Below are 21050 nucleotides of genomic sequence, written 5' to 3' on the forward strand. Positions count from 1 at the left end.
GGAGCGGCCGCCGCATGGCACCGAGTGCCACGAGTTGCGGCAAGGCGCTATGCGTGCTGGTACGCCACCAGGGAGATGCCCACGTAGTGCACGACGAAGGCGGCGAGGGTGAGGGAGTGGAAGACCTCGTGGAAGCCGAACCACCGCGGGGAGGGGTTCGGCCGCTTGATCCCGTAGACCACACCGCCCGCGCTGTAGAGCAGTCCGCCGACGACTACCAGCACCAGGACGGCGATCCCGCCCGTGCGCATGAAGTCGGGGAGGAAGAAGACGGCGGCCCAGCCCATCGCGATGTAGCAGGGGGTGTAGAGCCAGCGGGGGGCGCCGACCCAGAAGACGCGGAAGACGATGCCGGCCGCCGCGGCGGCCCAGATGCCCCACAGCAGCCACTGCCCCTTCCCGCCCGGCAGGAGCAGCAGGGTCAGCGGGGTGTAGGTGCCCGCGATGATCAGGAAGATGTTGGCATGGTCAAGGCGGCGCAGGACGCCGTCCATGCGGGGGCTCCAGTTGCCGCGGTGGTAGAGCGCGCTGACGCCGAAGAGCAGACAGGCCGTCAACACGTAGATACCGCAGGCGACTCGGCCGCGCGGGGAGTCGGCGAGGGCGGTGAGCACCAGGCCCGCGATGAGCACGGCCGGGAACATTCCGAGGTGCAGCCACCCGCGCAGCTTCGGTTTGACCGGGCGGGGCAGGGAGAGCGCGACGGGACCGCGGCCGGCTGCCGGCGAGTCCGTGGGCGCGTCGGGGACGGACGCAGTCATGCGCCGCATCGTACCTACGGAACCGTAAGTTATGGATCAAAGGCGGCCCGTTATTACCCGTCCTGTCCGTTCTGTGGTGATGTCGCGGCAACGCAAAAAATCCTTCTGCCGAATCCTACGTGGACGCAAAGAAACGCGGGGATACGTGGCGATCCTCACTCCGCTCAGCTGTGACGCCCTCTGGACAGATGCGCAATCCCGTCGGATGATCAAATGAGTGCGGTCGGCACCGGATGAGCGGCTACGAAGCATCCGGGTCGCAGCCCCCACGGGGCAACCAACAGAAAACCCCTCATCTAGGAGCGATCGTGGCGCGCGACAACGCGGCTCCCTCAACCGTCCCCACCCAGCACAAGGACCTGATCTCGTGGGTCAACGAGATCGCTGAACTGACGCAGCCGGACAGCGTGGTCTGGTGTGACGGATCCGAGGCCGAGTACGAGCGCCTGTGCGAGGAGCTCGTCCTCAAGGGCACGTTCAAGAAGCTCGACCCGATCAAGCGCCCGAACTCCTACTACGCGGCCTCCGACCCGACCGACGTCGCCAGGGTCGAGGACCGGACCTTCATCTGCTCCGAGCGGGAGCAGGACGCCGGTCCCACCAACCACTGGAAGGCCCCCGCCGAGATGCGGGAGATCTTCCAGGGCGAGAAGGGCCTGTTCCGCGGTTCCATGCGAGGCCGCACGATGTACGTCGTGCCGTTCTGCATGGGCCCGCTGGGCTCGCCGCTCTCCGCGGTCGGCGTCGAGATCACCGACTCCGCGTATGTCGCCGTCTCCATGCGCACCATGACGCGCATGGGTCGCCCGGTCCTGGACGAACTCGGCTCCGAGGGCTTCTTCGTCAAGGCCGTCCACACCCTGGGCGCCCCGCTGGAGCCCGGCCAGGAGGACGTCCCCTGGCCCTGCAACCAGACCAAGTACATCTCGCACTTCCCCGAGAGCCGCGAGATCTGGTCCTACGGCTCCGGCTACGGCGGCAACGCGCTGCTCGGCAAGAAGTGCTACGCCCTGCGCATCGCCTCCGTGATGGCGCGCGACGAGGGCTGGCTCGCCGAGCACATGCTGATCCTCAAGCTGACGCCCCCGCAGGGCGAGTCGAAGTACGTCGCCGCCGCCTTCCCGAGCGCCTGCGGCAAGACGAACCTCGCCATGCTGGAGCCGACCGTCTCCGGCTGGACCGTCGAGACCATCGGCGACGACATCGCCTGGATGCGCTTCGGCCAGGACGGCCGCCTCTACGCGATCAACCCCGAGGCCGGTTTCTTCGGTGTCGCGCCCGGCACCGGCGAGCACACCAACGCCAACGCCATGAAGACCCTGTGGGGCAACTCGGTCTTCACCAACGTCGCGCTCACCGACGACAACGACATCTGGTGGGAGGGCATGACGGAGGAGACCCCGGCCCACCTCACCGACTGGAAGGGCAACGACTGGACGCCGCAGTCCGGCACCCCGGCCGCCCACCCCAACGCCCGCTTCACCGTCCCCGCGGCGCAGTGCCCGATCATCGCGCCCGAGTGGGAGGACCCGAAGGGCGTGCCGATCTCGGCGATCCTCTTCGGCGGCCGCCGCGCCAGCGCGGTGCCGCTGGTGACCGAGTCCTTCGACTGGAACCACGGGGTGTTCCTCGGCGCCAACGTCGCCTCCGAGAAGACCGCCGCGGCCGAGGGCAAGGTCGGCGAGCTGCGCCGCGACCCCTTCGCCATGCTGCCGTTCTGCGGCTACAACATGGGCGACTACATGGGGCACTGGGTCGACGTGGCCAAGGACAAGGACCAGTCCAAACTGCCGAAGATCTACTACGTCAACTGGTTCCGCAAGAACGACGAGGGCTCGTTCGTCTGGCCGGGCTTCGGTGAGAACAGCCGCGTTCTGAAGTGGATCGTCGAGCGCCTGGAGGGCAGGGCCGAGGGCGTCGAGACCCCGATCGGCATCCTGCCGACCAAGGAGGCGCTGGACACCGACGGCCTGAACCTGTCCGAGTCCGACCTCGACTTCCTGCTCACCGTCGACAAGGACGTGTGGCGGGAGGAAGCGGCCCTGGTGCCCGAGCACCTCAACACCTTCGGCGACCACACGCCGAAGGAACTGTGGGACCAGTACCGCGCGCTGGTGCAGCGCCTGGGCTGACGCCCCCCAAGCTCCGCGGCCGGTCCGGCATGCCCTGACCTGCGATGTCGTCACGAAGGCCGGCCGCGGTGACAGCACCTTGGTGTGCCCGGGCCGGGGCCCGCACCGTACAACGGCGTACGGTTGCGGGCCCCGGCCCGGTTTGCGCACATCCCGTACACATCCCCGTACACACCACACATCCCCGTACACACCGTTGAGACGGTAAAGAACCGGCATTCAGGGGTAATTCGCCTACAGTGGCGCCATGCGCGGAATCCTGTTGGCCGGGGGTACCGGCTCCCGGCTGTGGCCGTTGACCCGCTCGGTGTCGAAGCAGCTTCTTCCGGTCTTCGACAAGCCCATGATCTATTACCCGCTTTCCACACTCGTGATGGCGGGCATCCGGGACATCCTGGTCATCACCACCCCCGAAGACCAGTACCAGTTCCGCCGGTTGCTCGGGGACGGCCGCCAACTCGGCCTGCGGCTCGACTATCTCGTACAGGAGCGCCCGGAGGGCATCGCCCAGGCCTTTGTGCTGGGGGCGGACTTCCTCGACGGCGAGCCCGCCGCCCTGATCCTCGGCGACAACATCTTCCACGGAAGCGGTCTCGGCACCCGGCTGGCCCGGCACGACGACCTCAGCGGCGGCCGGGTGTTCGCCTACCCGGTCGCCCAGCCCTCGGCCTACGGTGTCGTCGAGTTCGACGAGCAGGGCCGCGCCCTGTCCATCGAGGAGAAGCCCGCCCGGCCCCGCTCCCGCTACGCCGTGCCGGGGCTGTACTTCTACGACCGTCATGTCGTGGACATCGCCCGCGAGCTGCGGCCCAGCGCCCGGGGCGAGTTGGAGATCACCGACCTCAACCGCGTCTATCTGGAGGCCGGCGCGCTCCAGGTCACCCGGCTCGACCGGGGCACCGCCTGGCTGGACACCGGCACCTTCACCTCCCTGGTCCAGGCCTCGGAGTTCGTGCGGGTGATCGAGGAGCGCCAGGGCTTCAAGGTCGGCTGCATCGAGGAGGCGGTCTGGCGCGCGGGCCTGATCGACGACGACCGGCTCCGGGAGCTGGCCGAGCCGCTGCTCAAGAGCGGCTACGGCCGCTATCTGCTGGGACTGCTGGAGGACTCCGCGTTCCGGGTCGGACCCCAGCGGGGCCCCGGACCGCGCCCGGAGGAACTGGTACCGGCGACTCCGTGATTCCAACTGGCGGCCCCCCCCCCGCCGCCCCGGCCTTTCGGCCCAGCGGCGGACCGGTCCTCAAGGACCGTGCCGGTTCTCAGGTCCCGGACCGGTCCTCAAAGCCCGTGCCGGTCCCGTCCTCAAGGGCCGCCGTTGACGACCCGAAGAAGCATACGGATGCGGAGATCCGCCACACGGTGGCGCGGCGGAAGGAGGAGGCGCGTGGAACAACTGGGCATCGAAGGGGCCTGGGTGGACACACCCAGGGTGTTCGCGGACAGCAGGGGAAGTTTCCACGAGTGGTTCAAGGGGGCGGCCTTCCACGGCTCCACCGGGCAGGAGTTCGGCCTCGCCCAGGCCAACTGCTCCCGCTCCGCCCGCGGCACGCTGCGCGGCATCCACTACGCCGAGGTCCCGCCGGGCCAGGCCAAGTACGTGACCTGCGTCAGCGGCGCCGTCCTGGACGTGGTGGTCGACATCCGCACCGGTTCCCCGGGTTTCGGGACCTGGGAGGCGGTCCGCCTCGACGACACCACCCACCGGGGCCTCTACCTCTCGGAAGGTCTGGGCCACGCCTTCATGGCACTGGAGGACGACTCCACGGTCGTCTATCTCTGCTCCCAGCCCTACGCGCCGCAGCGGGAGCACGGGATCAACCCCCTCGATCCGGCTCTGGCGATCGACTGGCCCGAAGGCCTGGTCCCGCTGCTGTCCGAGAAGGACGCCGCGGCACCCACCCTGGAAGAGGCCGGGCGCCTGGGCCTGCTGCCCTCGTTCGAGGCCTGCGGGGCCTATCGCCGGGGGCTGGTGGGCAGCGTCTGAGCCGCTTCCCGAACCTTCCCCGTCGACACGCCGCGACGGCCGCATTTACTTGGCCGCCACGCGGGTGATCTTTCCGCGGTGACACGGAGTGACATACGACTATCGGTGACGGAGAGTGAAAGTGTGTGCCGCGTCCGTGGCCACGGACAACGTGAGTGCACCCAGTGCGTGCGCTTGCAGGTGTGGTCACTCCACGTTTTCGTGAGGAAGGTTCTCAGTGAGCCGTAGAACGATCCGAAGTTCTCGGGTGAAATCCGCCACGATGGTCTCGGTCGGCGCACTTGCCGTCGTGCTGAACGTCTCCCCGAGCGCGGTTGCCGTCGCCGACGCGATCCACCGCTCGGGCACGGGGAGCAGTGCGGGCCTGCCCGGGCCCGGCGGGGCCGTGAGCGCCCACCACGGCAAACGCAGCACCCAGGGCACCAGGGGCCGGGACGGGGACCGCGGTCCTCAGGGACGCCCGGGCCACGACGGCCGGGACGGCGACCGCGGGCCCCAGGGGCCCCAGGGTCCGCGTGGCCCGCAGGGTCCCCAGGGTCCGGGCGGGACCGGGCCGCAGGGCGCCCGCGGTCCGCAGGGTCCGCAGGGCACGCAGGGTGCCCAGGGCGCGAACGGCACCCCCGGCCCGCAGGGCATCCCCGGCGCCCAGGGCGTCCCCGGCCCGCAGGGCACCCAGGGCGCCACGGGTACGCAGGGCGCCAGGGGTCCGCAGGGCTTCCAGGGCACCCAGGGCACCGCGGGTCCGCAGGGCACCCAGGGCACCACCGGTACGCAGGGCGCCACCGGCAGCCAGGGCGCACAGGGCTCGACGGGCGCCCAGGGAACCCAGGGCACCCAGGGCTCGACGGGTACGCAGGGTGCCACCGGCGCCCAGGGCAGCCAGGGCTCCCAGGGTTCGGCCGGTCCGCAGGGCTTCCAGGGCACCCAGGGCGGGACGGGTACGCAGGGCGCCACCGGCGCCCAGGGTTCCCAGGGCGCTCAGGGCTCCTCCGGCCCGCAGGGCTTCCAGGGCTCGCAGGGGTCCCAGGGCGGCACGGGTGCGCAGGGCACTCAGGGTTTCCAGGGGACGACGGGTGCGCAGGGTGCCACGGGTACGCAGGGTGCCACCGGCGCCACGGGGCCCCAGGGCAGCCAGGGCTTCCAGGGGACGACGGGTGCGCAGGGTGCCACGGGTACGCAGGGCGCCACCGGCGCCACGGGGCCCCAGGGCAGCCAGGGCTTCCAGGGCGTGACCGGTGCGCAGGGTGCCACGGGTACGCAGGGTGCCACCGGTGGCACGGGCCCCCAGGGTGCGACGGGCGCGCAGGGCACCCCCGGTACGCCGGGCGTGCAGGGCGCCACCGGTGCCCAGGGTGCGACGGGTACCCAGGGCGCGCAGGGAGCCCAGGGCGCGACCGGTGCCGGGACCCAAGGCGCTCAGGGTGCGCAGGGCGCCCAGGGTGCCGGCCTGAACTCGACCTATGTCGTGACCGGAGCCCAGGGAACCACGTCCACGGCTCTCTGCAACCCCGGTGACATCGCCATCGGTGGTGGCTACAGCGGGGGCGCGGGCAGCATCTCCAGCACGCTCCCGGTCTTCACCGGAACCGGCCCCGCCACCGGGTGGCAGGTCGTCACCCTCGGCACCCCGGCCGAGGCCGTCGCGCTCTGCGCCACGGTCACCCCCTGACCGTGATCCAGGACGGTCTCCGACCGGCCTGCTGACCCGACAGTGAGCGGCGGTGCCCCGAGGTCCCGGCCTCGGGGCACCGTCCGCGTTCCGCCCGCGGCCGCGGACCGCCTCCCCGGCCGCGACCGCCGTATTCGACCTGATCGACCCGGTCGACCCGACAAGACCAGCACATCCCGTACACCCCATAAACTCGGAGCACCATGCGCATCCTCGTGACCGGCGGCGCCGGATTCATCGGCTCGGAGTACGTCCGCCGACGGCTGGCAGCGGACGCGTCGGAGCGGATCACGGTTCTCGACGCCCTCACCTATTCCGGGGTCGAGGCCAACTTGGCCCCGGTGGCCGACCGCCCCGGCTTCCGTTTCGTCCGGGGCGACATCTGCGACCCGGAGGCGGTCGACGAGGTGATGGCGGGCCAGGACGCGGTGGTCCACTTCGCGGCCGAGTCGCATGTGGACCGGTCGATCGAGGGCGCCGGTCCCTTCGTCCGCACCAATGTGACGGGCACCCAGGTGCTGCTGGACGCGGCCGTGCGCCATCGGGTCGGCCGTTTTGTACATGTCTCCACCGACGAGGTGTACGGCTCGATCAGCGACGGCTCCTGGACCGAGGACTGCCCGCTCGCCCCCAACTCGCCGTACGCCGCGTCCAAGGCGGGCTCCGATCTGCTGGCGCTCGCCTACCACCGCACCCACGGCCTGGACGTGGTGGTCACCCGGTGCACCAACAACTACGGGCCGCACCAGTTCCCCGAGAAGGTCATCCCGCTCTTCATCACCCAGCTGCTCGACGGCCGGACCGTCCCCCTGTACGGGGACGGGCGCAACGTCCGCGACTGGCTGCATGTCTCCGACCACTGCCGGGGCATCGACCTGGTGCTGGCGGGCGGCCGGGCCGGGGAGGTCTACCACATCGGCGGCGGCACCGAGCTGAGCAACCACAAGCTGACCGGGCTGCTGCTGGACGCGGTCGGCGTGGGCTGGGACCGGGTCGAGTACGTGGCCGACCGCAAGGGCCACGATCTGCGCTACTCGCTGGCCGACGGCAAGATCCGGGAGCAGCTCGGCTATGCCCCGCAGGTCGGCTTCGCGGAGGGCCTGGCCGCCACGGTGGCCTGGTACCGCACCCATCGGTCCTGGTGGGAGCCGCTGAAGGAGAGGGCCGAGCTGCGGTGACCACGACCTGGCTGGTGACCGGCGCCGAGGGGATGCTCGGCCGGGACGTACGCGCCGAACTCGCCACCGACCCGGACGCCGAGGTGACGGCCCCGGGCCGCGGGCTGCTCGACATCACCGACCCGGACGCGGTGCGCGCGGCCGTCGACGGCCACCGGGTGGTCGTCAACTGCGCGGCGTGGACGGATGTCGACGGCGCCGAGCGGTCCGAGGCGGCGGCCACGGCCGTCAACGGCACCGCCGTACGCCATCTCGCGCGGGCCTGCGCGGACACCGGGGCGCTGCTGCTGCACCTCTCCACCGACTACGTCTTCCCGGGCGATGCCCGGCTGCCGTATCCCGAGGACGCCCCGACGGCGCCCGTCAACGCGTACGGGCGGAGCAAGCGGGAGGGGGAGCGGGCGGTCGCCGAACTGCTGCCGGACTCCGGGCTCGTCGTGCGCACGGCCTGGCTCTACGGCACCCACGGCCGCAACTTCGTGGCCACGGTGCTGGATCTCGCGGCCCGGCGCGCCACCCTGGACGTGGTGGCCGACCAGCACGGCCAGCCGACCTGGTCCCGGGCGCTGGCCCGGCAGCTGGCCGCCCTCGGCCGGGCCGCCCTGGCCGGACGGGCCCCGGCGGGTGTCTACCACGGCACGGCGTCCGGCAGCACCACGTGGTACGGCCTGGCGCGGGAGGCCTTCCGGCTCGGCGGGCTCGACCCCGAGCGGATCCGCCCGGTGGGCTCGGACAAGTTCCCGCGCCCGGCGGCCCGTCCGGCGTTCGGGGTGCTCGGTCACGACCGCTGGGCCCGGGCGGGCCTCGCCCCCCTGCCGCGCTGGGACGACCAGCTGGCCGCCGCGCTCGCCGCGCCGCCCTTCGCGGAGCTGGCCGCGGCGGCGCGGGCGGCGGGCGTACGGGTGCCGGACCGGACGGCGGGGGAGGGCCCCGGGGCCTGAGAGGGACCGTGAAAAATGCCCCGCGGATCCGGGATCCGCGGGGCACGTCCGTCTCGTCCGGCGCCTACACCAGCAGCGGTCCGCCGCAGCGCTCGGCGCCCTCCTTCATCGCGATCAGATTGGCGACCACATAGGAGATGTCGTTGCGGGAGTGCCACTCGGTCGGGAAGTAGGTGACCAGCCGCGACGACTGAAACTTGGCCTGGATCTCGGGCACGAAGGCACGGTACTGGTTGTCCGTGTAGTACCAGAACGAGTTCTCGTTGTAGAAGGCCACATGGGTCGGGTCCTGGTAGGCGCCGCGGCCGTCCGAGCTGGGCGTCATGGTCAGGAGCATGCCGCCGGGGGCCAGCAGCCGGTACAGCTCGTTGATCAGCGGCACCTTGTCGGGCACATGCTCCAGGAAGTCCACCGCCCGCAGCAGGCCCACGGAGTTGTCGGGCAGGTCCAGCGGGTCGGGCAGGGTGGCGACGATGTCGACGCCGTCTCCCGGGTGCTGGTCCACGCCCAGGTACCCGGGCGGCTTGCGGTGGGCGGCGCCCAGGTCCAGGGCGACCAGCCCGCGCCGCTCGGTCCAGGCGAGCGCGTTGGCCTCGATGTACTTGTCGTACAGGGCGACCGTCTCGCGCTGGATGTGCGCGTTGATCTCCGGGTCGCGCTGGGTGTTCGACGGGTGCATCCGCTGGAGGTAGAGGCAGCGCGGGATCTGGTGGAAGTCGCCGACGTGGAACAGCCGGCACATCAGGTCCTGGTCGTCGAGGACCGTGCGGGTGGCGTCGTAGCCGCCGGCCTTCTCGTAGGCGTCCTTGCGGAACGCCCGCACATGGTTGGGCGCGTACCAGATGTACGAGACGTTGTGCGGTGTCGGCGACATGGATTTGGCCTGGAGCAGGGTGCGGCCGTCGACGCGCACCTCCTCGTAGTTCCAGCCGTACGACTCGTTGAAGCGGCTGTCGTCCCGCTTGCCGTCCTCGGTGATCTGCGCGGTGTTGCTGTAGACGAAGACGGCCTCGGGGTGCTCGTCGAAGGCCGTGGCCAGCTCCGCGAGGCAGTCCGTCGCGAGCAGGTCGTCGTGGTCGAGTTCCACGAGGATCTCGCCGCGGGCCAGCTCACAGGCCCTGCGCTTGGCCGCCCCGACGCCGCGGACATCGTCCGCGATCTCCACCCGCACCCGGTCGTCGGGCCGCTCGGGCCGCCAGCGGGCGCCGTTGTTGAGCAGGACGATCCACTCCCAGTCCGGGCAGGTCTGCGCCTGGAGGGTCGCCAGGCACTCGTCGAGGAACCGGGGCCGGTGGCTGGGGGTGAAGACAGAGAACCTGGGTGTTGCAGTCGACGTCATCTGGAGTCACCTGTTTGGCTCGGTGTCGGTGGGGGGCTTACGTCGTCCCGGAAGGAATCGGGCACCGCGGAGTAGAGCGAGGGGTCGGCGTCCACGGCACGGCGGAACTCGGCGGCCGCCTCGTGGTCCCGGTCCTTCTTCGCCAGGATCTGGCCGAGTTGCAGATGGGCCGTGGAGGCGCCGGGAGTGGCGTCGATGGCGCGCCTGAGCAGGGTGATGGCGAGGTCGGGGTCGCTCGACTTCAGCAGTACCGCCTCGTTGTAGAGGGCGGATCCGTACTTCGGGTCGAGCTTCAGCGCCTTGTCGTAGGCCGCACGGGCATCGGCGGTCCTGCCGTCCTGCTGTGCCAGGACCCCGAGGTTGTACCAGGCGATCTTGTTATGGGGGTCGAGGTCCAGCACCCGCCGATAGGTACGGGCCGCCCCGGCCGAGTCGTGGTACTGCGTCTGCAACAGGGCTGCCTGGAGAAGGGAGTTCGTGTCCAGGTGTTTCTGCTGGGCCGCGGCCTTGGAGTCCGTCGACTGGTCCGTGTGGGACTGCACCGCCCAGACGGAGATCCCGGTGGCGACCGCGGCCGCCGAGACCAGTCCTGCCCACAATGTCCTACGTTTCACTTTGTCACATCTCGCGCAATGGTGAGGGAGCCCCCCCGTCTGTCCGCCGACGTTACGAGGCCGTCCCGGCGGCACCGCCCAGCGGCAGGTGATTGCGATCAGGGTCCACCCGAATGCAGGCACCTCATGGAGCAAGGGGCCTGAGCAGCCCTCAAACTCGTGCTGTCATCGGTTAATTGGGCGGACTGCTCGGTAATCCGTCGACAGATAAGGACGTCGCCGCGGAAGGTGGGCGAAGGCGCCTTTGGGTGCGGTGAGTTCGCGGTCGCCAGAGCGTTCGGGAAGGGGTCCCGGGGAGGGGCGCGCGGAGTGGCGCCCGGTCCGCGCGTCTCTGCGGGTGCACGCGGACCGGGGCCGTACGGAGGGAGCCACCCGGAGCGGCTCGGGAGGGTCAGCCCGCGGTGATCGGCTCGCGCGGTCCGGCCGGGGCGGCGGCGTGGGCGTCGATGCGCTCCGCCGCCAGGATCGCCGCCGCGGTGTCCGCGCGGGACGCGGCGACCACCAGTGCCCGGCCCGCGAGGGCGTGGGCCCGCCGGTGGAATGCCTCGATCTGCCGTTCACCGCCGCGCGGGGCGGTTGTCGTACGGACCGGCCGTGCGCCCCCCCGCAGCCGTGCCACCTGCTCGGCGAGCCGTTCGGCGGCCGTGTCCAGGTCTCCGGAAGGGGTCAGCGCCCGCAGGTCGTCCGTCACCGCGAGCAGGGCGGCCAGATGGGCCGCGAGCTGGATGTCCAGCTCCTCCTCGCGGGAGCGGTGCGGGAAGTCGGGGGTCGCGCCGGCCGTCGTGTGGACCGACTTGGTGCGGATCGGTTCGTACATGGGACGGCCTCCTGTGCTGGTCAGGAAACCATCCTAGCTTGGATTGGGTCTAAAGTTGAGCGTGATCGCGAAATGGAGGAGTCGGTCGCTTACGGTGAGGGGTCTTGGGTGGGCGGTTGTGGTCCGCCCGCGCCGCCGACCGGTCAGGGCTGGCCGTAACCGTCCAGGAAATTCCCTATCCGGGTGATCGCGTCCGTCAGGTCCGCGACGTTCGGCAGGGTCACCACCCGGAAGTGATCGGGCTCCGGCCAGTTGAAGCCGGTCCCCTGCACGACCATGATCTTCTCGCTGCGCAGCAGGTCGAGGACCATCCGGCGGTCGTCCTTGATCTTGAAGACGGTGGGGTCCAGGCGGGGGAAGAGATACAGCGCGCCCTTGGGCTTGACGCAGGTCACGCCCGGGATCCGGGTCAGCAGCTCGTGCGCCGCGTCCCGCTGCTCCTTCAGTCGTCCGCCCGGGAGCACCAGGTCGTTGATCGTCTGGCGGCCGCTGAGCGCCGCCACCACACCGTGCTGGCCGGGCATGTTGGCGCACAGCCGCATGTTCGCCAGGATCGTGAGGCCCTCGATGTAGGAGGCCGCGTGCGCCCGGGGGCCGGAGATCGACATCCAGCCCACCCGGTACCCCGCCACCCGGTACGCCTTGGACATGCCGTTGAAGGTGAGGGTCAGCAGGTCGGGGGCGATCGATGCCGTCGGGGTGTGGACGGCGCCGTCGTAGAGGATCTTGTCGTAGATCTCGTCGGAGCAGACGAGGAGGTTGTGCCGCCGGGCGATGTCCGTCAGGCCGCGGAGCACGGCCTCGTCGTACACCGCGCCCGTCGGGTTGTTCGGGTTGATGATGACCAGGGCCTTGGTGCGGTCGGTGATCTTCCGCTCGACGTCCGCCAGGTCCGGCATCCAGTCCGACTGCTCGTCGCAGCGGTAGTGCACGGCGGTGCCGCCCGAGAGGGAGACCGCCGCCGTCCACAGGGGGTAGTCGGGTGCCGGTACGAGCACCTCGTCGCCGTCGTCCAGCAGGCCCTGCATCGCCATCACGATCAGCTCGGAGACGCCGTTGCCGATGAACACGTGTTCGACGTCGGTCTCGATGCCGAGCGTCTGGTTGTGCATGACCACCGCCCGCCGGGCGGCGAGCAGGCCCTTGGCGTCGCCGTAGCCGTGGGCCGTGGAGACATTGCGGAGTATGTCCTCAAGGATCTCGGGCGGGCACTCGAAGCCGAAGGCGGCCGGGTTGCCGGTGTTGAGCTTGAGGATGCGGTGCCCCGCCGCCTCCAGCCGCATCGCCTCCTCGAGAACCGGGCCCCGGATCTCGTAGCAGACATTGGCGAGCTTCGTGGACTGGATCACCTGCATGTCCGCGAGCTTACGGCCGCATATCCGGTCGTGCCGCGTGTTTTGCACCACGCGGGGGCTTCCGGGCCGCCCCGGGCGGTCGTCCCACCTGTCACAGCCGCCCCTAAAATGCACCCCCATGTCATGGGAACACCGGTCCGGCGACGGGATGTACGGCGCGGAGGCCGCCACGGAGTGGACGGGCGGCCGCGCCGAGGGGGCGGTGCGCCCGGCGGGGGAGGCCTCCGGGATTCCCCCGAACGTGTACCACCCGTACGCCGAGGCGGCCCCCGAATACCACCGGTACGCCGATCCGGCGGCGGCCCATGGCTGGCAGAACGCCTATGACGCGACGCGCGAGCTGCCGGTGACCTCCGAGGTCCCCGGTCCGCCGCCGCCCGCCGTGGGAAAGGGGGCGCGGCGCCGGGCGCGGCCCGCTCCGGGCTCCCGGGGGCCCCGCCGGGCGCTGGCGGCCGCCGGGGTGCTCGGCACGGTGGGTCTGGCCGCGCTCCTGGCCGTGGGGGCGGGCTCCGGTTCCGCCGGGGGTGTGCCCGGTGGTGCGGAGGCTTCCGTACGGCCGAAGGCAGCGCGGACCGCGCCGTCCGTGGCGGCCGCGCCGTCCTCCGCCGCGGCCTCCCGGTCCGCGTCCGTCGCCCCGGTGCCCTCGCGTTCCGCGGCTCCGGCGGTCGTGGTGAGCACGAGTCCGGCACCCGCCCGGCGCGCGCCCGCCGTCCGGGCCGCGTCCGTCGCGCCGAGCGCGCCCCCGGACGCCCCGGCGGCGCCGCCCACGGTTCCGTCCGCGCCCGCCTCCGCCGCCATGAGCGCCACCGCGCCGGACACCTGGCACCACAGGCCGGGGCGGGGGCACGGGCACTCCTGGTAGCCGGACACGGCGGGGCGGGCCCGTGTGGTGGCCGGGATTCCGTGGGGCGGGCCCGTGTGGTGGCCGGATCCCGTTAGTGGGTGGCCGAAAACCGCTTCTTGTCCCGGCGGGAACCGCTGTTGACAATGCGCATGACAAATACATGGCGGGCCGGACACGTTCCGGCCCGGCACGTCACCCTCCCCTCCCCAGAGAGGACCCCCACATGAGAAAGCCTCTCGCTGCCGCACTCTTCGCTCTGGCACTCGCCGGAGCCGGTGCGGCACCGGCGGTCGCGGCTCCCCAGGCCGCACAGACCGCCGCGCCGACGGCTTCCCGCACCACGGTTCCTTCCCGGACGGCCACCCTCAAGGCCGGAGACTTCGCCGGGACCGTCTCGCTCAGCAACTGCTCCGGCTCCGTCATCCGCTTCCCGAACTCCGCGGACAACGACCCGGCGCTGGTGCTCACCAACGGCCACTGTTTGGAGACCGGCTTCCCCGACCCGGGCGAGGTCATCGTCGGACAGTCCTCCAGCCGTACGTTCGGCCTGCTCAACTCCTCGGGCAGCAAGGTCGCGACGCTGCGCGCGAGCAAGGTCGCGTACTCCACGATGACCGACACGGACATCACGATCTACCAGCTCACCACCACCTACGCGCAGATCAAGAGCTCCTACGGGATCAGCGCGCTCACCGTCTCGGACACCCACCCGGTCGCGGGCACCGCCATCAAGGTGGTCTCCGGCTACTGGAAGCGCGTCTACAGCTGCACCATCGACGGCTTCGTCTACCGGCTGAAGGAGGGCGACTGGACCTGGAAGGACTCGGTCCGCTACACCTCCGCCTGCAACACCATCGGCGGCACCTCCGGGTCGCCCGTCGTCGACACCGGTTCCGGCAAGGTCGTCGCCGTCAACAACACCGGCAACGAGGACGGTGAGACCTGCACCGTGGACAACCCCTGCGAGGTCGACGCCAACGGCAAGGTAACCGTGCGTCAGGGCATCAACTACGCGGAGGAGACCTACCAGATCCCCGCGTGCTTCGGCGCCGGGAACAAGCTGAACCTCAACGCGAGCGGCTGCGTCCTGCCCAAGCCGTAACGGCGTCCGGCGGCGCGACGGCGGGTGGTCACCGCGGAGTCCTGCGGACCGCCCGCCCCGCCAGCACATCCGTCCGGCGGCCGTCCGCGATCACCGGACGGCCGTCGATCAGCACATACGGGATGCCGGTCGGCAGGGTGCGGGGCCGCTCGAAGGTGGCGCCCGCCGCCACCGTCGCCGGATCGAAGAGCACCAGGTCGGCGCGGTGTCCCGGACGCACCAGACCGCGGTCCGGCAGCCGCAGCCGGGCCGCCGGGCGCGACGTCAGCCGCGCGACGCACTCCTCCAGCGACAGCACGCCCAGCTCGCGCACGTAACGGCCCAGATAGTGCGGGAAGGTGCCGTACGCCCGCGGGTGCGGCTTCGCACCCTGGAGGATGCCGTCGGAGCCGCCGGTGTGCACCCGGTGGCGCATGATCGCCCGGACGTTCTCCTCGTGCCCGACATGCTGGAGGACCGTCGTCCCCAGCCGGTCCTCGACCAGCAGCCGCCGGGCCGTGGCCCACGGCTCCTCGCCGCGCCGGGCGGCCGACTCCCTCACCGTACGGCCGACGTACGCGGCGAGTTCCGGACTGCCCACCCCGGAGACCTCCACGGTGTCCCAGTCGACGGGCACCCCGTGGCAGCCGTCGGAGCCCGCCGCCTCCAGAGCGTGCCGGATCCGCCCGGCCGCCGCGGGGTCGGCGAGCCGCCGCAGCAGCGCCTCGGGACCGCCCTCGCCCGCCCAGCTCGGCAGCAGCGCGGCCAGGGTGGTGGAGCCCGGGGTGTAGGGATAGGTGTCCAGGGTGATGTCCGCGCCCGCCGCCAGCGCCTCGTCGAGCAGGGCGAGCAGTTCGGGCGCGCGGCCCCGGTTCACGCCGAAGTTCAGGGTGGCGTGCGCCAGATGGAGCGGGCAGCGGGCCTCCCGGGCCAGGGCCGCCATCTCCGCGTACGCCTCCAGGGCGCCCGCCCCGTAACTGCGGTGGTGCGGGCAGTAGTAGCCGCCGTACGCGGCCACCACCCGGCACAGCTCGGTGAGTTCGGCGTTCCGGGCGTACATGCCGGGGGTGTAGGTGAGCCCGGACGACAGGCCGACCGCGCCCTGCCGGAGCCCCTCCGCGACCAGGCGCCGCATCCGGTCCAGCTCCCCGGGTGTGGCCGCGCGGTCCTCCCAGCCGACGGCCAGCATCCGGACCGTGCCCTGCGGGACCAGATAGGCGGCGTTGACCGCGATGCCCCGGTCCAGGCGGTCCAGATACTCGCCCACCGTCCGCCAGTCGAAGTCGATGTCGTCGCCGTACCCGTTCCAGCCCGCGATCGCCCGGCGCACCTCGTCGAGCGTCCGGTCGTCGACCGGCGCGTAGGACAGCCCGTCCTGGCCGAGGACCTCCAGGGTCACGCCCTGGGCGGCCTTCGCGCTGTGGTCCGGGTCGCGCAGCAGGGCGAGGTCGCTGTGGGCGTGCATGTCGATGAAGCCGGGGGCGAGGACCAGGCCCCCGGCGTCCAGTTCCCGCGCGCCCCGGGGGCGTCGTCGGCCCGCCGCGGCGGCCTCCGCGACGATCTCGGTGATCCTGCCGCCACGGAGCACCACATCGGCGCGGTACGCGGGCCGCCCGCTGCCGTCCACGACGTGTGCGTCCCGGACGACGAGCTGCTCCACCGGCCGGTGCCTAGAAGAAGGTGCGGATGAAGTCGACGACCGTGCCATCCGCCTCGGCCACCGGGATGACCTGCCACTTGTCGAAGGTGGTGCACGGGTGGGACAGGCCGAAGCCGATCCAGTCGCCGACCCGGACATCGGCCTCGGGGCCGGTGCGCAGCCACAGGTGCTGGTCGGACAGGGCCGTCACCTCGATCCCGGCCGCGGGCCGTGCGACGCCGTCCCGGCGCACCGTGTCGGCCACCGGGAGGTCGAGGTCGTGGGCGGCGTCCCGCTTGCCCGCGTTGACGAAGGCCTCGTCCGCCGTCGGGCGGGAGATCACCTGGGCCCACAGCCGGAACGCGGGCTCCAGGGCGCCCTCCTCGGGCACCCGGTTGAAGGGGGTCCCCCGGCGGTAGTGCACGTCGTCGTGCGAGACATACGCGCCCGAGCGCAGCAACTTCAGTACGGGAAGCGAGAGTTCAGGGATCTCGGCGAAGACGTCGGCGACCGCGTCGAACCACTCGCTGCCGCCCGCGCTCACCACGATCTCCTCGGCCCCGGCGAACCGCCCGGCCTTGTCGAACTCCACCGCGATCGCGGTCAGCCGGTGCAGCCAGGCCTGCACCCGCTCCGGGGAGGCGCCGGGCACCTGGGCCTCGTATCCGGCCACACCCGTCAGGCGCAGTGTCTCCGCGCGCGCCACCGCCTCCGCGACCGCCGTGGCGTCCGCCTCCGTCCGCACCCCCGTGCGGGCCCCCTCGCCCGCGCCCAGCTCGACCACGACCTCCACCGGACGCTCGGCCCCGGCCTCCCGCAGAGCCGCGTCCATCAGCTCCACTCCGCGGACGGAGTCGACGTAGCAGATGAAGCGGAAGTCGGGGTCGGCGGCCAGCTCGGCGGCGAGGTGGCGCAGGTCCGCGGTGTCCACCAGTTCATTGGCGAGGAAGATTCGGCGAATGCCGAACGCCCGGGCCACCCGCACCTGGTGGGGGAGGGCGAGGGTGATGCCCCATGCCCCGTGTGCGAGCTGCCGGTGGAACAGCTGCGGGGCCATCGACGTCTTCCCGTGCGGGGCGAAGGCGAGGCCGTGCCGGGCCGCGTAGGTCTCCATCAGTTCGAGGTTGTGCGCGAGGCGCTCGGCGGAGAGGGCGAGGACCGGGGTGGTGAAGCCGCCGGAGAACAGATTGCGGCGCTCGGCCGCCAGTTCGGCGAGGGTGCGGCCCTCGGCGTCCGGCGGGAGGCCCTTGAAGCGGTGGTCGACGCGCTCCGCCTGAAGGGCGGCGAGGCGTTCTGCGACAGTGGCGGCGTCCATGGGACCTCCCTGAGGTCGGTCGTTGCGCCCTGTGCAACGTCCGTTGCGTATCTCGCTCGCTGCTGTCTAACATCCCGGCCAACGCGGGGTCAACGGAGCCGCCGGGCCCCTCCCCGCCGTCCCGGGCCGCCGGGCTCCGGGGAACCGCAGAGGAGGAGCCGCACCGACGTGACCGCCAACGGTCCCCTTTGCGGTCCGGGCGTCCCGGGCGACCCGGACGTCGTGGAGATCGCCGCGCTCGGCGAGTCCCTGGTCACGTTCGTGCCGTCCGCGCCGGGCGGCCTGGCCGAGGTGCCGTCCTTCGAACGGGGCATCGGCGGCGCCGAGTCCAATGTCGCCTGTGCGCTGGCGGCCGCCGGGCACTCCGCGCGGTGGATCGGGCGGGTCGGGGCGGACGGCTTCGGCGCCCATCTCGTCGACGCCATCGGCGCGTACGGCGTCGATGTCGCCTCGGTGGCGCGCGACCCGGAGCGCCCCACCGGGATCTACTTCCGCACCGCGGGCGACCGCTTCGGCGAGGACCACGAAGTGGCGTACTACCGGGCGGGGTCGGCGGCCTCGGCGATGACGGTGGACAACGTGGACCTGGCGGCGGCACGGGCCTGCCGGGTGCTGCATCTGTCCGGGATCACGGCCGCGCTCTCCGAGGGCTGCCGGGACCTGCTGCGGGAGCTGACCGCGCCCCGGGCCGGGCGGCCGCTCCTCTCCTTCGACGTCAACCACCGGCCGGGACTGTGGCGCGGCTCGGACGGGCCCCGGGTGCTGCTGGAACTGGCGCGCCGGGCCGACCTCGTGTTCGTCGGGGACGACGAGGCCCACCGGCTGTGGGGGCTGCGCGGCGCCCACGCCGTCCGGCAGGCACTGCCCGAACCGGCGGTCGTGGTCGTCAAGCGGGGGGCGGAGGGGGCCACGGCTTTCGGCACGGGCACCGGCCTTCGGGGCGCAGGCGCGGGCACCGTTGCCCTGGGGAGCGGCTCCGGTGATCGGGGGAGCGGCTCCGGTGGCCGGGGTGCGGAGGCCGTCGTCTCTGTGCCCGCCCCGGTGGTCGAGGTCGTCGCCGCCGTGGGCGCCGGGGACGCCTTCGCCGCCGGGTTCCTCTCCGCCGCCCTGCGCGGGCTGCCGATGCGGGACCGGCTGCGGCACGGGCATCTGGCGGCCGCCGCGGCCCTCACCGTCCCCGGAGACCTCGCCGTCCCGCCCGCCCGGCACCGGGCCGACCGGCTGGCCGCGTTGGACGACGGCGCGTGGGGGACACTGCGACTCGGCCCCGGCTGGACCGGAGCCGACGCACGGGCCGCCGAGGAGGGACCGTAAGCCATGAGCCAGACCGTCGACCGGGCGCTGAGCATCCTGCCGCTGCTGGCCGAGGGACCCGCCGATCTCGGGCAGGTCGCCGAGCGGCTCGGTGTCCACAAGTCCACGGCCCTGCGGCTGCTGCGCACCCTGCACGAACACGGCCTGGTCCACCGCCAGTCCGACCAGCGCTACCGCCTCGGCGCCCGTCTCTTCGCCCTCGCCCAGCAGGCCGCGGAGGGACTCGACGTCCGGGAGATCGCCCATCCGCACCTGGTCCGCCTCGGCGAGGAGTGCGGACACACCGTCCATCTCGCCGTGTACGAGGAGAACGAGGTCCTCTACATCGACAAGGTGGAGAGCCGCTATCCGGTGCGGATGTACTCCCGCATCGGCATGCCGGTCGCCATCACCGTCGCCGCCGTCGCCAAGCTCCTGCTCGCCGACCTGCCCGAGCCCCGGCGCCGCGCCGTCGCGGAACGGCTCGACTACCCCCCGTACACGGCCCGTTCGACGCCGAACGCCGCCGCCTACCTCCAGGAGCTGGCGGTCGTGCGCCAACAGGGCTGGGCCACCGACCTCGGAGGCCACGAGGAGTCCATCAACTGCGTGGCCGCCCCGGTCCGGGGCACCGACGGCCGGGTCGTCGCGGCCATGTCGATCTCCGCGCCCAATGTCGTCGTCACCGCCGGTGAACTCCTCACCCTGCTCCCGCTGGTGCGCCGTACCGCGGACGCCATCAGCCGGGAGTACTCCGGCACCACCTCAGCAAAGGACCCCCTGTGACGGACAAGACCGCCCTGACCCCGAAGACCCATACGACCCCGCCCGCCCGCTTCTCCCACGGGGTGCGGAAGGGGAACCTCCTCCAGGTCGCGGGACAGGTGGGCTTTCTGCCCGCCGAGGAGGGCAGGCCGCCCGTACCCGCGGGACCCACCCTGCGCGAGCAGACCCTCCAGACCCTCGCCAATGTCAGGGCCATCCTCGAAGAGGGCGGGGCCTGCTGGGACGACGTGCTGATGATCCGCGTCTATCTGACCGATGTGGACCACTTCGCGGAGCTGAACGAGATCTACGACGCCTACTTCGACGAGCAGGGCCTCACCGGGCCGCCCGCCGCCCGGACCACGGTCTACGTCGGTCTCCCGGCCGGTCTCCTCGTCGAGATCGACGCGCTCGCGGCGCTCGGCTGACCGGTCCTCCGCCGCGGCCGGACGCCGGGTGCGCGGGGGCCGCCGCGGGCCGCCTCTTCGTGCAGAGGCAGGGAAGATTCGTATAACGATGCCGGGGCTGGCTGTGACCGCCACAGGATCGTCGACCATACTGCCCGCTGTGGAGCAGCGCATAGGTCCGAGCAGCCAGCCCCTGGACGGTGCCGGGATCGACCCGGCCTTCATCCCCGGGCTCACCGCCCCAGCGTCCGCCGGACAGGGGGACCCCGCCGAACCGGAGGATGCGGTAACGGCGACCGACACGGCCGCCGCGGAGGCCGTCGACAAGGCCGGCCCGAGAGACGTGGGCGCGGAGCCGGACGGTCCGTCCGCTCTGTCGGATCCGACGGATCCGACGGATCCGGAGAGTCCGGCGGATCCGGAGAGTCCGGCGGATCCGGAGAGTCCGGCGGATTCCGGTGAGCTTACGGGGGTCGGTGAGAGCGGGGCGTCCGAGGGCGAGACCGCCGAGGACGAGACGTCCGCCGGGGAGGACGCGGCCCGGGCGGAGGCTCCCGAGGGCCCGGTCTTCGAGGCCGCCGACCGGCGGGCCCGGATCGTCGCCGACCACAGCGGCGTACGGCTGAGCCTGGACGACCAGGAGTGCGAGTTCCGCTGGGACGAGATCGGTGCCGTGGAGACCGAGACCGCGCGCTTCGGCAAGCGGTTCACCGTCACCGTGCACACGCCCGACCGCCGCTGGTACCCGATCGAGATCGAGGCGGCCGCGCGGTCGGACTTCCCGGAGTGGGAGGCCCGGCTGGACGCGGTCCTGGACGCCTACTTCGAGGACGGCGACGAGGAAGCGGCCGCTGTCGTGGCGGACGGCGAGAAGGAATCCGCCGCCCCCGCGAAGAGCGAGGACGAGGACTGAACT

The 21050-nt window shown here is 72.0% G+C and carries 19 protein-coding genes; 12 read left to right on the forward strand and 7 right to left on the reverse strand.

From position 1 onward, the window contains the following. Positions 1 to 47: 47 nt before the first annotated feature. Complete coding sequence (locus tag ACIHAA_RS20315; RefSeq protein WP_399818976.1) at positions 48 to 761, reverse strand: hemolysin III family protein; 714 nt, start codon at positions 759 to 761, stop codon at positions 48 to 50. 308 nt (positions 762 to 1069) lie between these two features. On the opposite strand from ACIHAA_RS20315, the gene ACIHAA_RS20320 reads away from it, so the two are divergent. From ACIHAA_RS20320 to rfbD, 6 genes are all read left to right on the forward strand, one after another. Then, on the forward strand, positions 1070 to 2893 hold the full coding sequence (locus ACIHAA_RS20320) for a phosphoenolpyruvate carboxykinase (GTP) (RefSeq protein WP_399818978.1): 1824 nt from the start codon (positions 1070 to 1072) through the stop codon (positions 2891 to 2893). Between the two features lie 247 nt (positions 2894 to 3140). Beyond that, complete coding sequence (gene rfbA, locus ACIHAA_RS20325) at positions 3141 to 4073, forward strand: glucose-1-phosphate thymidylyltransferase RfbA (RefSeq protein ID WP_399818980.1); 933 nt, start codon at positions 3141 to 3143, stop codon at positions 4071 to 4073. A 204-nt stretch (positions 4074 to 4277) separates the two neighbouring features. Next, positions 4278 to 4877 (forward strand): dTDP-4-dehydrorhamnose 3,5-epimerase, encoded by a 600-nt coding sequence (rfbC, locus tag ACIHAA_RS20330; protein ID WP_399818983.1) that lies wholly within the window; start codon positions 4278 to 4280, stop codon positions 4875 to 4877. Between the two features lie 247 nt (positions 4878 to 5124). After that, on the forward strand, positions 5125 to 6546 hold the full coding sequence (locus tag ACIHAA_RS20335; RefSeq protein ID WP_399818985.1) for a collagen-like protein: 1422 nt from the start codon (positions 5125 to 5127) through the stop codon (positions 6544 to 6546). Positions 6547 to 6749: 203 nt separating this feature from the next. Continuing rightward, on the forward strand, positions 6750 to 7724 hold the full coding sequence (gene rfbB / locus ACIHAA_RS20340; protein ID WP_399818987.1) for a dTDP-glucose 4,6-dehydratase: 975 nt from the start codon (positions 6750 to 6752) through the stop codon (positions 7722 to 7724). Next, positions 7721 to 8665, forward strand: coding sequence for a dTDP-4-dehydrorhamnose reductase (gene rfbD / locus ACIHAA_RS20345; protein ID WP_399818990.1), 945 nt, complete (start codon positions 7721 to 7723; stop codon positions 8663 to 8665). The genes rfbB and rfbD overlap by 4 nt, the downstream gene beginning before the upstream one ends. Positions 8666 to 8729: 64 nt before the next feature. Here the strand turns inward: rfbD and ACIHAA_RS20350 are convergent, their stop codons facing one another. From ACIHAA_RS20350 to ACIHAA_RS20365, 4 genes are all read right to left on the reverse strand, one after another. After that, positions 8730 to 10004, reverse strand: coding sequence for a glycosyltransferase (locus ACIHAA_RS20350; protein ID WP_399818992.1), 1275 nt, complete (start codon positions 10002 to 10004; stop codon positions 8730 to 8732). Beyond that, positions 10001 to 10618: a tetratricopeptide repeat protein gene (locus ACIHAA_RS20355; protein ID WP_399818994.1), complete on the reverse strand. Its 618-nt coding sequence runs from the start codon at positions 10616 to 10618 to the stop codon at positions 10001 to 10003. The genes ACIHAA_RS20350 and ACIHAA_RS20355 overlap by 4 nt, the downstream gene beginning before the upstream one ends. 391 nt (positions 10619 to 11009) lie before the next feature. Continuing rightward, a complete protein-coding gene (locus ACIHAA_RS20360; protein ID WP_399818996.1) occupies positions 11010 to 11435 on the reverse strand; it encodes a hypothetical protein in 426 nt (141 codons plus the stop codon). Positions 11436 to 11578: 143 nt separating this feature from the next. Then, positions 11579 to 12790, reverse strand: a complete 1212-nt coding sequence (locus ACIHAA_RS20365; RefSeq protein WP_399818998.1) for a pyridoxal phosphate-dependent aminotransferase — start codon at positions 12788 to 12790, stop codon at positions 11579 to 11581. Positions 12791 to 12908: 118 nt separating this feature from the next. Here ACIHAA_RS20365 and ACIHAA_RS20370 point away from each other — a divergent pair, with 118 nt between their 5' ends. Together ACIHAA_RS20370 and ACIHAA_RS20375 are read left to right on the forward strand one after the other, a co-directional pair. Then, positions 12909 to 13652 carry a hypothetical protein gene (locus ACIHAA_RS20370; protein WP_399819000.1) on the forward strand — a complete coding sequence of 248 codons (744 nt, stop codon included), beginning with the start codon at positions 12909 to 12911 and terminating at the stop codon, positions 13650 to 13652. A gap of 205 nt (positions 13653 to 13857) precedes the next feature. After that, positions 13858 to 14736: a serine protease gene (locus tag ACIHAA_RS20375; RefSeq protein ID WP_399819001.1), complete on the forward strand. Its 879-nt coding sequence runs from the start codon at positions 13858 to 13860 to the stop codon at positions 14734 to 14736. Positions 14737 to 14764: 28 nt separating this feature from the next. On the opposite strand, the gene ACIHAA_RS20380 is transcribed toward ACIHAA_RS20375, so the two are convergent. Together ACIHAA_RS20380 and ACIHAA_RS20385 are read right to left on the reverse strand one after the other, a co-directional pair. Then, complete coding sequence (locus ACIHAA_RS20380; protein WP_399819003.1) at positions 14765 to 16375, reverse strand: amidohydrolase family protein; 1611 nt, start codon at positions 16373 to 16375, stop codon at positions 14765 to 14767. 10 nt (positions 16376 to 16385) lie between these two features. After that, entirely contained in the window at positions 16386 to 17669 is a 1284-nt protein-coding gene (locus ACIHAA_RS20385) for an alanine racemase (protein ID WP_399819005.1), read from the reverse strand. Between the two features lie 168 nt (positions 17670 to 17837). Here ACIHAA_RS20385 and ACIHAA_RS20390 point away from each other — a divergent pair, with 168 nt between their 5' ends. From ACIHAA_RS20390 to ACIHAA_RS20405, 4 genes are all read left to right on the forward strand, one after another. Further along, positions 17838 to 18983 carry a sugar kinase gene (locus tag ACIHAA_RS20390; protein ID WP_399819007.1) on the forward strand — a complete coding sequence of 382 codons (1146 nt, stop codon included), beginning with the start codon at positions 17838 to 17840 and terminating at the stop codon, positions 18981 to 18983. A 3-nt stretch (positions 18984 to 18986) separates the two neighbouring features. After that, on the forward strand, positions 18987 to 19748 hold the full coding sequence (locus tag ACIHAA_RS20395; RefSeq protein WP_399819009.1) for an IclR family transcriptional regulator: 762 nt from the start codon (positions 18987 to 18989) through the stop codon (positions 19746 to 19748). Further along, positions 19745 to 20155: a RidA family protein gene (locus ACIHAA_RS20400; protein WP_399819011.1), complete on the forward strand. Its 411-nt coding sequence runs from the start codon at positions 19745 to 19747 to the stop codon at positions 20153 to 20155. The genes ACIHAA_RS20395 and ACIHAA_RS20400 overlap by 4 nt, the downstream gene beginning before the upstream one ends. Positions 20156 to 20294: 139 nt before the next feature. After that, positions 20295 to 21047 (forward strand): hypothetical protein, encoded by a 753-nt coding sequence (locus ACIHAA_RS20405; RefSeq protein WP_399819014.1) that lies wholly within the window; start codon positions 20295 to 20297, stop codon positions 21045 to 21047. Positions 21048 to 21050: the final 3 nt, after the last annotated feature.

It is taken from the genome of Streptomyces sp. NPDC052040 (assembly GCF_044548405.1).
GTDB lineage: Bacteria > Actinomycetota > Actinomycetes > Streptomycetales > Streptomycetaceae > Streptomyces.

Excerpts from the sequence above, each read along its gene's own strand:
- ACIHAA_RS20315 (WP_399818976.1), bottom strand. The coding sequence starts at position 761 with ATGACTGCGTCCGTCCCCGACGCGCCCACGGACTCGCCGGCAGCCGGC.
- rfbA (WP_399818980.1), top strand. The coding sequence starts at position 3,141 with ATGCGCGGAATCCTGTTGGCCGGGGGTACCGGCTCCCGGCTGTGGCCG.
- rfbB (WP_399818987.1), top strand. The coding sequence starts at position 6,750 with ATGCGCATCCTCGTGACCGGCGGCGCCGGATTCATCGGCTCGGAGTAC.
- ACIHAA_RS20350 (WP_399818992.1), bottom strand. The coding sequence starts at position 10,004 with ATGACGTCGACTGCAACACCCAGGTTCTCTGTCTTCACCCCCAGCCAC.
- ACIHAA_RS20360 (WP_399818996.1), bottom strand. The coding sequence starts at position 11,435 with ATGTACGAACCGATCCGCACCAAGTCGGTCCACACGACGGCCGGCGCG.
- ACIHAA_RS20365 (WP_399818998.1), bottom strand. The coding sequence starts at position 12,790 with ATGCAGGTGATCCAGTCCACGAAGCTCGCCAATGTCTGCTACGAGATC.
- ACIHAA_RS20370 (WP_399819000.1), top strand. The coding sequence starts at position 12,909 with ATGTCATGGGAACACCGGTCCGGCGACGGGATGTACGGCGCGGAGGCC.
- ACIHAA_RS20375 (WP_399819001.1), top strand. The coding sequence starts at position 13,858 with ATGAGAAAGCCTCTCGCTGCCGCACTCTTCGCTCTGGCACTCGCCGGA.
- ACIHAA_RS20385 (WP_399819005.1), bottom strand. The coding sequence starts at position 17,669 with ATGGACGCCGCCACTGTCGCAGAACGCCTCGCCGCCCTTCAGGCGGAG.
- ACIHAA_RS20395 (WP_399819009.1), top strand. The coding sequence starts at position 18,987 with ATGAGCCAGACCGTCGACCGGGCGCTGAGCATCCTGCCGCTGCTGGCC.